This is a genomic window from Gordonia polyisoprenivorans NBRC 16320 = JCM 10675 (assembly GCF_000241325.1).
Taxonomy (GTDB): Bacteria; Actinomycetota; Actinomycetes; order Mycobacteriales; family Mycobacteriaceae; genus Gordonia; species Gordonia polyisoprenivorans.
Map to the genome: position 1 here is coordinate 83,698 of NZ_BAEI01000075.1, position 13,385 is coordinate 97,082.

At 65.9% G+C, this 13,385-nt stretch carries 13 protein-coding genes; 9 read left to right on the forward strand and 4 right to left on the reverse strand.

The window, feature by feature from the left end; all coding sequences use genetic code 11:
• Nucleotides 1–89: 89 nt before the first annotated feature.
• The gene (gene tgt / locus GOPIP_RS20350; protein WP_035728506.1) at nucleotides 90–1,358 is read right to left on the reverse strand and encodes a tRNA guanosine(34) transglycosylase Tgt; all 1,269 of its coding nucleotides are present in this window, start codon (nucleotides 1,356–1,358) and stop codon (nucleotides 90–92) included.
• Between the two features lie 123 nt (nucleotides 1,359–1,481).
• On the opposite strand from tgt, the gene GOPIP_RS20355 reads away from it, so the two are divergent.
• Nucleotides 1,482–1,898 carry a hypothetical protein gene (locus tag GOPIP_RS20355; RefSeq protein ID WP_006371675.1) on the forward strand — a complete coding sequence of 139 codons (417 nt, stop codon included), beginning with the start codon at nucleotides 1,482–1,484 and terminating at the stop codon, nucleotides 1,896–1,898.
• A gap of 68 nt (nucleotides 1,899–1,966) precedes the next feature.
• The gene (locus GOPIP_RS20360; protein WP_035728508.1) at nucleotides 1,967–2,743 is read left to right on the forward strand and encodes a MerR family transcriptional regulator; all 777 of its coding nucleotides are present in this window, start codon (nucleotides 1,967–1,969) and stop codon (nucleotides 2,741–2,743) included.
• Nucleotides 2,744–2,800: 57 nt separating this feature from the next.
• On the opposite strand, the gene GOPIP_RS20365 is transcribed toward GOPIP_RS20360, so the two are convergent.
• Entirely contained in the window at nucleotides 2,801–3,706 is a 906-nt protein-coding gene (locus GOPIP_RS20365; RefSeq protein ID WP_006371677.1) for a ketopantoate reductase family protein, read from the reverse strand.
• 262 nt (nucleotides 3,707–3,968) lie between these two features.
• Here GOPIP_RS20365 and GOPIP_RS20370 point away from each other — a divergent pair, with 262 nt between their 5' ends.
• Nucleotides 3,969–5,570: a thiamine pyrophosphate-dependent enzyme gene (locus tag GOPIP_RS20370; RefSeq protein ID WP_006371678.1), complete on the forward strand. Its 1,602-nt coding sequence runs from the start codon at nucleotides 3,969–3,971 to the stop codon at nucleotides 5,568–5,570.
• A gap of 18 nt (nucleotides 5,571–5,588) precedes the next feature.
• Here GOPIP_RS20370 and GOPIP_RS20375 read toward each other — a convergent pair whose 3' ends face one another.
• Nucleotides 5,589–6,335 (reverse strand): IclR family transcriptional regulator, encoded by a 747-nt coding sequence (locus GOPIP_RS20375; RefSeq protein ID WP_006371679.1) that lies wholly within the window; start codon nucleotides 6,333–6,335, stop codon nucleotides 5,589–5,591.
• Between the two features lie 187 nt (nucleotides 6,336–6,522).
• Between GOPIP_RS20375 and GOPIP_RS20380 the strand changes: the two genes are divergently transcribed.
• The 3 genes from GOPIP_RS20380 to GOPIP_RS20390 are packed head-to-tail and all read left to right on the forward strand — an operon-like array spanning nucleotide 6,523 to nucleotide 9,893.
• Nucleotides 6,523–6,801, forward strand: coding sequence for a hypothetical protein (locus GOPIP_RS20380; RefSeq protein ID WP_035728537.1), 279 nt, complete (start codon nucleotides 6,523–6,525; stop codon nucleotides 6,799–6,801).
• Nucleotides 6,801–8,357 carry a sodium/solute symporter gene (locus GOPIP_RS20385; RefSeq protein WP_006371681.1) on the forward strand — a complete coding sequence of 519 codons (1,557 nt, stop codon included), beginning with the start codon at nucleotides 6,801–6,803 and terminating at the stop codon, nucleotides 8,355–8,357. The genes GOPIP_RS20380 and GOPIP_RS20385 overlap by 1 nt, the downstream gene beginning before the upstream one ends.
• 18 nt (nucleotides 8,358–8,375) lie before the next feature.
• Nucleotides 8,376–9,893 carry a benzaldehyde dehydrogenase gene (locus GOPIP_RS20390; RefSeq protein WP_050955298.1) on the forward strand — a complete coding sequence of 506 codons (1,518 nt, stop codon included), beginning with the start codon at nucleotides 8,376–8,378 and terminating at the stop codon, nucleotides 9,891–9,893.
• 31 nt (nucleotides 9,894–9,924) lie between these two features.
• Here the strand turns inward: GOPIP_RS20390 and GOPIP_RS20395 are convergent, their stop codons facing one another.
• Nucleotides 9,925–11,244, reverse strand: coding sequence for a UDP-N-acetylmuramoyl-tripeptide--D-alanyl-D-alanine ligase (locus GOPIP_RS20395; protein ID WP_006371683.1), 1,320 nt, complete (start codon nucleotides 11,242–11,244; stop codon nucleotides 9,925–9,927).
• A gap of 22 nt (nucleotides 11,245–11,266) precedes the next feature.
• Here GOPIP_RS20395 and GOPIP_RS20400 point away from each other — a divergent pair, with 22 nt between their 5' ends.
• From GOPIP_RS20400 to GOPIP_RS20410, 3 genes are all read left to right on the forward strand, one after another.
• A complete protein-coding gene (locus GOPIP_RS20400; RefSeq protein ID WP_006371684.1) occupies nucleotides 11,267–12,343 on the forward strand; it encodes a D-alanine--D-alanine ligase family protein in 1,077 nt (358 codons plus the stop codon).
• Nucleotides 12,344–12,358: 15 nt separating this feature from the next.
• The gene (locus GOPIP_RS20405; RefSeq protein WP_035728510.1) at nucleotides 12,359–12,811 is read left to right on the forward strand and encodes a DNA-binding transcriptional response regulator; all 453 of its coding nucleotides are present in this window, start codon (nucleotides 12,359–12,361) and stop codon (nucleotides 12,809–12,811) included.
• A gap of 162 nt (nucleotides 12,812–12,973) precedes the next feature.
• Nucleotides 12,974–13,366: an NADH-quinone oxidoreductase subunit A gene (locus GOPIP_RS20410; protein ID WP_006371686.1), complete on the forward strand. Its 393-nt coding sequence runs from the start codon at nucleotides 12,974–12,976 to the stop codon at nucleotides 13,364–13,366.
• The last annotated feature ends 19 nt before the right edge of the window (nucleotides 13,367–13,385 follow it).

Consider the following 13,385-nt stretch of genomic DNA (forward strand, 5'->3'; position numbering starts at 1 on the left):
CGCTCTCGGAGTTCCCGCGGGCGCCGTCGGCGTCAGGAAGAGCGCCGTCGGCGTTATAACGAGCACTGTCGGCGGGGAGAAGAGCGCCGTCAGCGCGCGGCACGGCCGGCGTAGTAGCGACCGAGGAAGTCGTCTCGGTAGGCCTCGTAGTCGCCGTTCTCGATGGCGCGGCGGGCCCCGTCGACCATGTCGATGACGAAGGAGACGTTGTGCAGGGTTGCCAGCGTCGCCGCGAGCCCTTCCTTGGCCTTGAACAGGTGATGCAAGTAGGCGCGGGTGTATTGCGAGGTGTAATTGGTGATCTCGGGGTCGATCGGCCCGAAGTCCTTGCGGTAGCGCGCGTTGGTGATGTTGACCCGGCCGTCGCGGGTGTAGACGGCACCGTTGCGCGCGACCCGCGTCGGCGAGACGCAGTCGAAGGTGTCCGCGCCGTTCTCGATGGCGGTGAAGATGTCATCGGGCTCGCTGATACCGAGGAGATGTTTGGGTGCGTTCTCCGGAAGCTCGGTGTTGACCCAGCCGACGATGGTGCCGAGGTTGTCTTTCTCCAACGCACCGCCTATCCCGTAGCCGCCGAAGCCTTTTCCGCCGTTCTCCCGGTCGATGCGGGACAGTTCGGTCAGATCCCGCGCGGCCTTGCGTCGTAGATCCTCGTACTGCGCGCCCTGCAACACGCCCCACAGCGCTTGCTGCGGGCGGTGGCTGCGCTCGACCGAGAGCCGATTGTGTTCGGCGAGACAACGAATCGCCCAGAGCCGGGTCCGCTCCAGCGAACTCTCCTGATAGCCACGGGTGTTCATCAGGGTGGTGAGCTCGTCGAAGGCGAAGATGATGTCGGCGCCGAGCTGATGCTGGATCTGCATCGACACCTCGGGGGTGAAGCGATGAAACGAGCCGTCGAGGTGCGACTTGAAGGTGACGCCGTCGTCGTCGACGTGGGAAAGTCGTTCGCGCCCTTCGGCGATCTTGTGATCATCCTGCTCACCGGTCACGTCCATCGAGATGACCTTCTTGAACCCGGCGCCCAGCGACATCACCTGGAACCCGCCGCTGTCGGTGTAGGTGGGGCCCCGCCAGTTCATGAACGCACCCAGCCCGCCGGCCGCGTCGATGATCTCCGGCCCCGGCTGCAGATACAGGTGATAGGCGTTGGCCAGCACCGCTTGTGCCCCGAGCGCGGCCACCGACTCCGGCAGCACGGTCTTGACCGTCGCCTTGGTCCCGACCGGCACGAACGCGGGCGTGGCGATCTCCCCGTGCGGCGTCGTGATGACACCGGTGCGCCCCAATGTGCCGGGGAGTCGGGTGCCGATCCGGAAGGTGTCGTGCGAACTCACCGGAGCATCTTCGCAGGCCATGAGCGTGCAGCTCAAACCGACGGTTGTCGTCTGTTCGTTCTCCGGGGCGGGTTCGCTACGGTGAAGACCATGTCGCATCCCACTTTGACGCGCTGGTCGGCCCGGTCGTTGGCGGTAGGCGGTATGGCCGCACTGGCCACGGTGTCGCTGGCCGCATGCGGTGACGAACAGCAGTCCGGTGCGCAGGACTCCTCCGCCGCCCCCTCGGTCACCACACCGAGCACCAGCGTGCCGGTCGTCGCCGGCCCGAGCCCACAGTCGCGCACCACCGAGGCGTCCTCGGGCGCTCAGTCGGCCTCGACCTCGTCGACGAGCAAGACCTGCGGCAGCGTGGCCGGCCCCGACGGCGCACTGCGAGTGCTCGTGCTCGCCGGCGACGTCGACTGCGAGACCGCGAAGAAGGTCGGCACCGAGTACAGCCCGAAGATCGCGACCGGCCAACAGCAGAAGGTCTCCGGTTGGACGTGCGGCCCGTCGGAGGTCCGCGGCATCCTCGCCGCCTGCCAATCGGGAGACAAGGTCCTCGGCTTCACGCCCTGACCGACCGCATCCCGATCCCACCGGCGCGACTTGACCCTCACGTGACGTCAGACCCGAAGGTGTGGGGAGTGAGCGAAGGACATCCCGAAGTGCTGACGGTCGGCGCCACGGCGCGGCTCGTCGGAGTCAGCGTGCGAACGTTGCACCACTACGACGAGATCGGCCTGGTGACGCCGTCGGCGCGCACACATGCCGGCTACCGCGTCTACGACGACGCCGACGTCGAACGGCTCCATCAGGTACTGACCTACCGGGAGCTGGGATTTCCTCTCGAACAGATAGCGACCCTGCTCGACGATCCGTCGGCCGACGCGCTGGAACACCTCTCCAACCAGCGCGATCTGCTGCACGTCCGTATCGCTCACCTCACCCGAATGGTCGCGGCTGTGGAGGACATGATGACTGCGAAGAAGACCGGTATCGCGTTGACGGCGGCCGAGCAGGCCGAGATCTTCGGCGACGACTGGCTCGGCGACGAGTACGCCGACGAGGCACAGGAACGTTGGGGTGACACCGCTGCGTGGCAGCAGAGCCAACAGCGCACCGCCGGATACTCAAAGGACGATTGGCGTCGGATCAAGGAGGAGACCGACGCCTTCGAGGCACGCGTGGCCGATGCGATGGGCCGCGGTGTGAGCCCCGGATCGGCGGAGGCCGACGCGCTGGCCGAACAACATCGGGCCGCCATCGAGAAGTTCTACGACTGCGGCTACGAGATGCAGGTGTGCCTGGCCGACATGTACGTCGCCGACCCGCGTTTCACCGCGCATTACGACGGTGTCGCGCCGGGCCTGGCGACCTACCTGCGCGAGATCATCCGGGCCAACGCCGAACACAAGAGCTGAGGAGATCGTTCGCAGGACCAGGCCGCGATGGCCGGTTCTGCGAACGACAGCGTCACGTCAACTCGGTTGCGTGCTGCGCACCAGCGTGCACAGGACGTCGAGCACGGGGGTCTCGACATGATGATCACGACCTCGTTGAACCACCGCCCCGGCGATGTTGTCGATTTCGGTCCGACGACCTGACTCGATATCTCCCAGCATGGATGTCTTGTGGTCGGTGTGGTGCGCGAATGCGGAGGACACGGCCGACATGATGCGGTCGTTGTCGATGTCCACTCCTTCGGCATGAGCAACGTCGACGACTTCGTCGACGACGTTCTCGACGAGAGCTCTGGTGCCGCCGTCGGTGCCGATCTGTCCCACCGTTTGCCGGGTGAGTGCGCTGATCGTGTTCAAGGCGGAATTGAACGCCACCTTCTCCCAGATCGGAACGCGCACGTCAGTCGTTTCGGCGACGGTGAAGCCCGCGGCGGAGAAGGTTTCTCGCACGCCCTGGGCCACCATGGCCCCGCGCGTCCCACCGATGGCCACCTTGCCTTCGCGCCGAGTGCGCACCAGACCTGGGCGAATGAGATCAGCAGGCAGATCCGTCATTCCGATCAGGGTGCGTTCTGATCCGAACTGCTGCTCCAGTACCACATCGTTGCCGAGCCCATTCTGCAGGGTGAGCCCGAAGGTCGCTTTCCCCACCAGATGGCCGATGGACTCGAGCGCCGCCTCGGTGTGAAAACCCTTCGTGAACATCATGACGAGATCAACAATCCCGCGGGCATCGGCCGCCGTGGTCGCCGATGCCACGACACTCGTGGTACCTGTACCGAAGTCGAGCGTGATGCCGTCGGCGTTCAACCTCTCGACGACCTGGGGATTCGCATCGACGAATGACACGTCGTTACCGCCGAGCGCCAGTCGAGCGCCGAACAACTGCCCCATCGCACCCGATCCCACCACCGCGATCTTCATCTGCCTGCCTCCACTCGTAGCACGATCCGCTGTTGCGGCATCTCGCTGCGCTGAACACAGTCGGCACAACGAGATGAGGCTCCCGACGCTAATGCTCCGGAGGTCCGGATGACACCGGTTTTCCGGATGCTGAGAGTCCCTGTGCCGCACCGCGTCGCGTCCTGGCAGAGTCGCCGGTGCGACGAACTCTTTTGGGCCGACCACGCATCGCCAGGTGGTCGCTCTCATTCGCCCGCCATCTATCTCGACCATCGGAGTCCCCATGCACACGGTCCGCGTTGCCACCTTCGACGTACTGCGTCATACCGGCATGACAACCATTTTCTCCAATCCAGGTTCCACCGAGGTCTCGTTCCTGACCGACCTTCCAGATGACCTGGAATTCGTTCTGGCACTTCATGAAGGCTCGGTGGTCGGCATCGCCACCGGGCACGCGCTCGCGACAGGCTCTCCGGCGCTGGTCGTCCTGCACACCACTGCCGGACTGGGAAATGCCGTCGGAGCCCTGGCAACGGCGCGGGTGAACCGAGCACCGCTGGTTGTGGTCGTCGGTCAGCAGGACCGCAGACACCTTGCGCTGGAGCCGTTCCTGGCCGGGCGGCTCAGTCAACTCGCCGGCGATTACCCGGTCTGGGTCGACCAACCGGTACGCGCGCAAGACGTCCCGGGAGCGATCCAGCGCGCATTCCGGGAAGCGACGATCGGTCGAGGGCCCGCGCTGGTCATCGTTCCCATGGACGACTGGCTGATGCCCGCCGGAGACACCGAGAACGCCGCGAGTGACCACCTCGTGATCGGTCGCCGGAGCAGTCCCGAATCGGTGACAGCAATTGCCGAATTGATCGACGAGAGTCGTTCACCTGCCCTCGTGGTCGGAACGGGTCTCGACAGCGACGCCGGATGGCGCGCCTCGACCGCTCTCGCGGAACGGCTGAATTGTCCGGTCTTCCAGGAGGCGTTCGGCGCCCGTGCCGGATTCCCGCAGGATCACCGATTGTTCGTCGGCCACCTTCCGGCGGCCCGGGCGGGATTACGCAGGACGCTCGAGCCATTTGATCTGGTCATCGTCATCGGCGCGCCGGTCTTTCGTCAGTATCCCTTCGACGAGGGGCCGCTCGTACCCTCCACGACTTCGGTGGTGGTGATCACCGACATCGACGCAGAGGCCTCCCGTAGTCCCGCTCGCCTTGCCGTGCTGGCCGACCCTGCAGCATTCGCCGACGACTTGTCGAAGTCGATCCGGTCTCGACCGGAAGGCACTGTGGTGCAGCAACATCCGATAAAGACTCCACCAACCGAACCGGGATCTGCGCTACGCGCCGCACACGTCCTGGGGTCTCTGAGCCGACGACTCCCACCCGACGCCGTCCTCGTGGAGGAAACCCCATCGAGCAGATCCGATCTCCATGAGCTGCTGCCCGCACGAGCCCCTTTGGGCTTCGTCAGCGCCGCGATGGGCGGCCTCGGATTCGCGATGCCCGCAGCGATCGGCCTGAAAATGGGCGCCCCGGATCGTCCGGTCGTGTGTGTGATCGGGGACGGATCATCGCTGTATGCGATTCAATCCCTTTGGACTGCAGCACGTTACAACGTCGGGACGGTGTTCGTCGTACTGGCCAACGGACGCTACGCGATCATGGATCGCCTTGCCGCCCGCGAAGGACGCGGGCCCGCACCCTGGCCGTCGTTCGAGGAGGTCTCGATCAGCACCCTCGCCGCGGGGCTGAACTGCCCGATCACGCGAGTGGTGAGCGCCGACGAACTCGACGTCGCGCTGGACGAGATCATCCCGTCACTCGCCGAGCGCACGAGTCCGCTGGTCGTCGAGGTCGACGTCGCCGCTGACCCTCGTCTCGAGCTCTGATGCAGCATGCCGCGGCGGTCACGCCCTGAGGGTTCGGGTGATGACCGCGGCGGCAACCCGCACACCTTGCGCCAGCGCACTGAGATTGGGATTCGCGGCGGGAACCACCACAGAGATCGCAGCGACCACCCGGCCGGACTTGTCGAAGACGGGTGCCGCCGCCGAGGCATTGCCCTCCGTCATCTCGTTGCGTGAGATGGCGAACCCGGTCGAGCGGATCTCCGCGAGCGCACGCTGCAGCGTGTGCGGATCGGTGATGGTCTGTGAGGCCATTCGGGGCAGCTCTCCCGCCAGGATCTCTTCACGCGTCTTGGAATCACCGAAGGCCAAGAGCACCTTTCCGGGGCCCGTGGCATGCAACGGTAGGCGGTAACCGACCTGTGAGGACACCGAGGCGCCCGCCCTGGCCCGAGGCTCGAGCTTCTCGATATAGAGAGCACGCAGGTCGTCGAGAACCACCAGGTGCACCACCTCGTGCGTCGTCTCGAAGAGGTCTTCCAGTACCGGCAACGCGACATCCCTGAGTTGGCGCTCCCGTGGCGCAAGCGCCCCGAGCTGCCACAACCGACGACCCACCGTGTACGTGCCGCGGCCGGTTCGGTCGAGGCCACCCCACTTGACCAACTCGGCCAGGTATCGATGCGCCGTGGCGGGCGGGAGGCCAGTGGCCGACACGATCGCCCTCAGTGTCTGTTCCGGCCGATCCTCGCTGAACGATTCCAGGATCGACAGCGCTCGGCTCAGGGAACTCCTCGATTCAGCCATGTCATCTCCGCCGTACCGTCACCGAGTCCTGCACCGACGTCACTCGACGCAATGCTACGAGCCTTTTCCGAATGATGAGAGGGCATGTGGTCAATGCCCCTGGACTTCCCAGACGATGAGTGAGCTGCAAGATAACCCGCCCGGCATGTGGCGGACTGCACGCCCCTTCTACCGCATGGAGTTTCACATGACCCCCTCACTCGACCTCCCGGACCAGGTCCGTGGAGACCTGCCCGCGAGTACCCGACGCCAGATGCGTCGCAACATCCTCGTCGGCTGCGCCGCTTTCGTTCTTCTCATGGCACTCACCCTGACGATGCTCTTCACGCCCCTTTTCGACGGGCACATCGGAGGCATCGGCGTGGGATACGTCATCGGGTTCATCGACTTTGTAGCCGTTCTCGGCATCGCGGCGACCCATTGCGTTCGAATGAACCGGGTCGACACCCGGGGAGGAGTCCTCTGATGGACACGTTATCGGTGGTCGTGGTGTCGACGATCGTCGCCATCACATTGGGGCTCGCGGTGCTCGCGTCCCGACGCAACAAGGATGCCGGCGACCACTACGTCGCCGGTCAGCGCGTCTCCGCCCTACAGAACGGGCTGGCACTGGCTGGCGAACAGCTCTCCGCCGCTTCACTTCTCGGCATCACCGGCGCCGTCGCACTGACCGGTTTCAGCGGCTTCTACCTCGCCCTGGGGATTCCCACCGCTTTTTTGCTCGTACTCTTGATCGTGGCCGAGCCATTGCGCAATCTCGGCAAATACACTTTGGCCGACGTTGTCTCCCACCGTTTCGACGGGCGGCTCCTGCGCGGGTCGATGGCGGTGACGACACTGCTGATCAGCATGATCTACATGATGATCCAATTCGTCGGCGCCGGGGTGCTGGCCGAACTCCTTCTGGGCGTGCCCTTCTCCGTGGCGGTGGTGGTACTTGCAGTACTCATGACCGCCTACATGCTCCTCGGCGGGATGGTCGCGGCAACCTACATCCAAGCATTCAAGAGCGTACTGCTGATCGCCGTCGTCTTCGTTCTGCTGATGTTCGTCATCGCCCACACCGGCTGGAATCCGCTGGGCCCCATCACCGAATCGGCCGATCGGTTCGGAAGTCAGATCGTCAGCGCACATCGGCTCGACGCCACGAACTCCTGGAACAACGTTTCGTTGATGGTCGGCCTCGCGCTGGGGGTGATGGGTCTGCCGCACGTCATGTTGCGGTTCCTCACCACCAAGGACACCCGAGCCGCGCGGTCGTCGACGTTGATCGCGATGATCATCTTCTCGGTCTTCTTCCTGCTTCTGCCGATCTTCGGCTATGCATCACTGAACGAGGTGGGGCGACAACAGATCCTCGACGACAACAAAGGCGGCAATCTGGCGATCGCCCGGCTCACGGAAGCCGTCAGCGGCAACATCCTGCTCGCCGTTCTCGCCGGCGTGGTCATCGCGACGATCCTCGCCGTACTCTCCGGGATCGCGATCGCCGCCTCGGGCGCTGCCGCGCACGATCTGTACGCGAATGTCATCAAACGTGGAAATGTCAGCCCGCGCCGAGAAGTCACGGTGAGCAGGATCGCCGGTCTGATCATTTCTGTGCTCGCGATTTTCCTCGCGCTGGGCGCGCAGAACCTCAATGTGGGCTTCCTGGCAAACGTGGCGTTCGCCATCGCCGCCGCCACACTGACACCGGTCATCGTGCTCACGATCTACTGGCGTGGGTTCACTCGCACCGGCGCCCAGGCGGCGGTAACGGGAGGACTGCTGCTCAGTATCGTGCTCGTGGCCCTGGGGCCCAACGTGATGGGCGACGACGCGATCTTCCCGCTCGGTATTCCCGCCATCGTCACCGTGCCGGTCTCCTTCGCTCTCGCTTGGCTCGGCAGCCTCGCAGGTCGCGGGCGGGGCGCGGCGCAGGGCCGCCCATACACGGAAATCGCCATGACGGCATTCCCGTCGCGCGCGACCGTGAATCGACGCCCGGATCCCCCTTCTCGGTTGGACGACACCACCCCCTGAGTCACACCAACCACCTCGATGCAGATCGGACACCATCCCATGAATGCCACATCCACACGACAGGCAGCGCCTGCCACCTCCCTGCTCGACTCCTGCGTCTGGTCCTCGAAGATCTTTGTCGGCGCATGGATTCGAGGAAGCGCACCAGACCACGTCGTGACAGAACCGGCCACCGGCGTAGAATTGGGCGTCATCGGCATGGCAACCCCGGACGATGTCGCCGATGCCGCCAATCGGGCACGTGCAGCGCAGCGCGAATGGGCGGAGAAACCCTATACCGATCGCGCCGCGGTCTTGCGTCGCGCAGGGCAACTCTTCGAACACCACACCGACGAGATCCACGAGTGGCTCATCCGCGAATCAGGCAGCGTCCGAGCGAAAGCAGGTATCGAAACCCACGCGGCAGCGGAAGAGTGTTACAACGCAGCAGCATTGGCGGCGCACCCATTCGGAGCGGTTCTCCGGTCCGAGCAGCAGCGGCTGAGTCTGTCTCGGCGGGTTCCGGTGGGCACGGTGGGGGTCATCGCCCCCTTCAACTTCCCCGTCATCCTGTCCATCCGCGCGGTCGCTCCCGCGCTGGCGTTGGGCAATGCCGTTGTACTCAAGCCTGATCCGCGTACCGCAGTCAGTGGCGGGGTGCTCCTTGCCCGGATCTTCGAGGAGGCCGGGCTCCCCGCGGGGCTCCTCAGTGTGCTCCCCGGCGACGCAGCGGCCGGAGAAGCCATCGTCGTGCACCCCTCGGTGCGAGTGATCGCATTCACCGGTTCCACCCAGGCCGGTCGCGCCGTGGGCGAACTCGCGGGCCGACATCTCAAACGAGCCCACCTCGAACTCGGCGGCAACAACGCACTGATCGTCCTCGACGACGTGGATGTCGAAACTGCAGTATCGGCAGGGGCTTTCGGCTCCTTCCTCCATCAGGGACAGATATGCATGGCGTCCGGGCGGCACATCGTCCACGAGAGCATCGTCGATGACTACACAGCTCTGCTGGCACAGCACGCACAACGACTTCCGGTCGGAGACCCTTTCGTCGACGACGTCGCGTTGGGCCCGATCATCGACGTCGGGCAGCGCGACCGGATCCATCGGCTGGTGACGGCCAGCGTATCCGCGGGAGCACAGCTCGCGGCCGGAGGTAGCTATGACGAACTGTTCTATCGCCCAACGGTCTTGGCCGGGTCGGCCCAGGATACTCCCGCGTTCCGGGACGAGGTCTTCGGCCCCGTTGCCCCGGTGATCTCGTTCTCCGACATCGAAGAGGCCACCCAGATCGCCACGAACAGCGACTACGGGCTCTCGCTGGGCGTCCTCACCGCCGACCCGATGCGCGGAATCGAACTCGCGTCGCGTATCCCCGCCGGACTAGTGCACGTCAACGATCAGACCGTCGGCGACGAAGCTGTAGTTCCCTTCGGCGGACTCGGTGCCTCCGGAAATGGCGGACGCGTGGGTGGCATCGACGCCAACCTGGACGCGTTCACCGAAACGCAGTGGCTGACCGCCCGGAGTGATATGCCGCGCTACCCCTACTGACGTCGGCGTGCACGACATGGGTCAGGCACTGTCACCCCAGTGCGTCGGCGACCCGCTCGAGTGCGGCCACCCGACTGCCCTTGACGAGCACCACATCACCCTCGGCGAGGTCGTCGAGGGCGGCGACGGCGGCCGCGACGTCGCCGACGTGCCGGGCAAACGTTCCGTAAGACGGTTCGTCGACGGCGATCACCTCGACCCCGAGTGACTGCGCCTGCTCCGCGATCTGCTCGTGCGCGGCCGGTGCATCGGCCCCGAGTTCGGCCATCGTGCCGAGCACCGCGATCCGACGGCGACCGTCGAGCGCGGCCAGCGACCGCAGCGCCGCGGCCATCGACGTCGGGTTGGCGTTGTAGGCGTCGTTGAGGATCGTGACGCCGGCGTCGGTGGTGTGCAGTTCCATCCGCAACCCCGACAGCGCCGCACCGAGCAGGCCGTCGGCCATGGCCTCGACGGGCACCCCCAGCCCGCCGGCGGCCGCGGCCGCGGCCAGCGCGTTGGACACCTGGTGTTCGCCGCGCGCACCCAGGCTCACCTGCGTCGACCCCCACGGCGTATGCAGCCGGAACGACGCGCGCAGGGCCGCGTCGACGGTGATGTCGGTGGCGCTGACGTCGGCCGACGGGGTCAGCCCATAGCTCAGCACCTGCGCCGAGGTGCGCCCGGCCATCGCGATCACGCGCTCGTGGTCGGCGTTGAGGACGGCGATGCCGTCGGCGGGCAGTGACTCGACGAGTTCGCCCTTGGCCCGGCCGACCGATTCGATGTCGCCGAACAATTCCAGGTGGACGCCCTCGACGCGGGTGACGATCCCGACGGTCGGGCGGGCGATGGAGCACAACTCGGCGATGTGCCCGACGCCGCGCGCCCCCATCTCGACGACCACGGCCTCGGTGTCGTCGGGGGCGTTCGCCAGCGTCAGTGGCAGGCCCAGTTCATTGTTGAACGATTTCTCGCTGGCGGCGGTGATGAAGGTCGTCGCGAGCACCCCGGCGAGCAGGTCCTTGGTGGAGGTCTTGCCGACCGACCCCGTCACCCCGACGACCCGTTCGGGCAGACGGCGACGCACCAGTCGTCCGACGTCGGCGAGCGCGGCCGCGGTGTCGGCGCAGGTGATCGCGGCGGCGGCGACCTCGGCACGCGGGGGCTGCGAGGTGAGGTATGCCGTGGCGCCCGCGGCGACGGCCGAACCGATGAAATCGTGTCCGTCGCGGGCGGCGACGATCGGGACGAACAGTTGCCCGGCGGCGACGGCACGCGAATCGATGGTCGCGCCGGTCACCGTGACGTCCTCGCCGTTGGTCAGCTCTCCGCCGACAACGTCGGCGATCTCACTTGCCTGGATGTGCACGCCCTAACGCTATCGTGACCCCATGGCCTCTCCCCTGCTGCGTCTGATCGTGCTCTACGGCGGTGTGTCCGCCGAGCACGACGTCTCCCGGGTCACCGCGGCGCACGTGATCGCCGCCGCCGACCCCGCCAAGTACGAGGTGAGGCCCATCGGCATCGCCAAGGACGGCACCTGGGTGCGCAACGACAAGGTGATCGCCGCGCTCGCCGAGGGCACCGAGCTGCCCGGTGAACTCGAGATCGCCGGTACGGCCGTCGAACCGCTCGCCGAGTTGCGCCGACAGTCCGACGACGCCATCGGTGTGGTGTTGCCGCTGCTGCACGGACCGCACGGTGAGGACGGCACGATCCAGGGCATGTTGGAGCTGTTCGGGCTGCCCTATGTCGGCGCCGGGGTGCTCAGCTCCGCGGTGTGCATGGACAAGGCGATGGCCAAGGTGGTTGCCGCGCAGGCCGGGATCCCGCAGTGCCGGTGGCTGGAGTTCCGCGATGGCGTCGACGATCCGCGCACCATCGCCTTCCGGGCTATCGAAGAGATGGGGCTTCCGCTGTTCGTCAAGCCCGCGAACATGGGCTCGTCGGTGGGGATCACCAAGGCCCACGATGCCGCCGAACTCGACGCCGCGATCAATCTCGCGCTGCGCTACGACGACGTCGTCGTCATCGAGGAAATGGTCGACGGCCGTGAGGTCGAGGTGGCCGTGCTCGGCAATGCGCTGCCGGAGACGTCGGTGCCCGGGGAGATCATGCCGGGCAGCGAATTCTACGACTACGAGGACAAATACATCACCGGTGCCGCGAAGCTGGTGATCCCGGCACCGCTGTCGGCGCAGGCCGCCGCCGACGTCCGCGAGCTCGCGGCGAAGGTGTTCACGGCGATGCGTTGCGCGGGCATGGCACGCGTGGACTTCTTCTACGAGGAGTTCGGTCGGGGCTGGCTCCTCAACGAGGTCAACACGATTCCCGGTTTCACCCCGGGCTCGATGTATCCGAAGCTCTGGGATGCCACCGGACTGCCCTACCCCGACCTCATCGACCGCCTGGTCACGCTCGCGCTCGAATCGCATCGCCGTCGTACCGGGTTCTCCACCGAACACTGACGTAGCATCGATCCCGTGAGCGGCACCGACCACGTGACCAGCACCGATGATGCTTTGCCCCAGCGACCTTCGGTGTTGCGGGTGTTGGTGTACTCCGACGACGCCGACACCCGTCGCCAGGTCATCGGCGCACTGGGCACCCGGCCTGTGCCCGATCTGCCGGAGTTGAGCTTCTTGGAGGTGGCGACCGGGCCGATGGTCTTCGCCCAACTCGATGCCGGCAACGTCGACGTCGCCATCCTCGACGGTGAGGCCTCGCCCGAGGGTGGGCTGGGCATAGCCAAGCAGATGAGCGACGAATATGATCCGCGGCCGCCGACGCTGGTGTTGATCGGTCGCGCCGCCGACCGCTGGCTGGCCGACTGGTCGCGGGCCGACGCCGCCGCGACGCTTCCGGTCGATCCGATCGAATTGCCGGCAGCCCTGGGCGACATGTTGCGCGGAAAGCTCTCGCAGCAACAGTCCTGAACAGGTATTTCGGCTCCCGGTCGGGACGGTCGTCCGAAAACTCCGCCAAATGTCTCGACACGGCGGCATGCGCTTGTAAGGTTGTGTTGTAGCTCACATCAGCTCGCTACTACCCAGCAGCTCACACCCACTGAGCGAGCGCACGGAGGGAGTCGATCGGCGATGAACGCCTATGTTCCGATCCTCGTTCTCGGTGCGATCGCGCTCGGCTTCGCGGTGTTCTCGGTCGTCATCGCCTCGGCGGTGGGGCCGCGCCGGGCCAACCGCGCCAAACTCGATGCCTACGAGTGCGGTATCGAACCCATCGGCGGCGGTTCGGGGACGTCCACCCTGTCCGACGTGAGACGGACTGTGGTGCAGAGAATTCCGGTCAAGTACTACCTGACCGCGATGCTGTTCATCATCTTCGACATCGAAATCGTCTTCCTCTACCCGTGGGCGGTGGCCTTCGACGCGCTCGGCTGGTTCGGCCTGGCGGCGATGGCCCTGTTCATCGTGAACGTGTCGGTGGCCTACGCCTACGAATGGCGCCGCGGCGGGTTGGGGTGGGACTGACGTGACAGATCCGGCACGA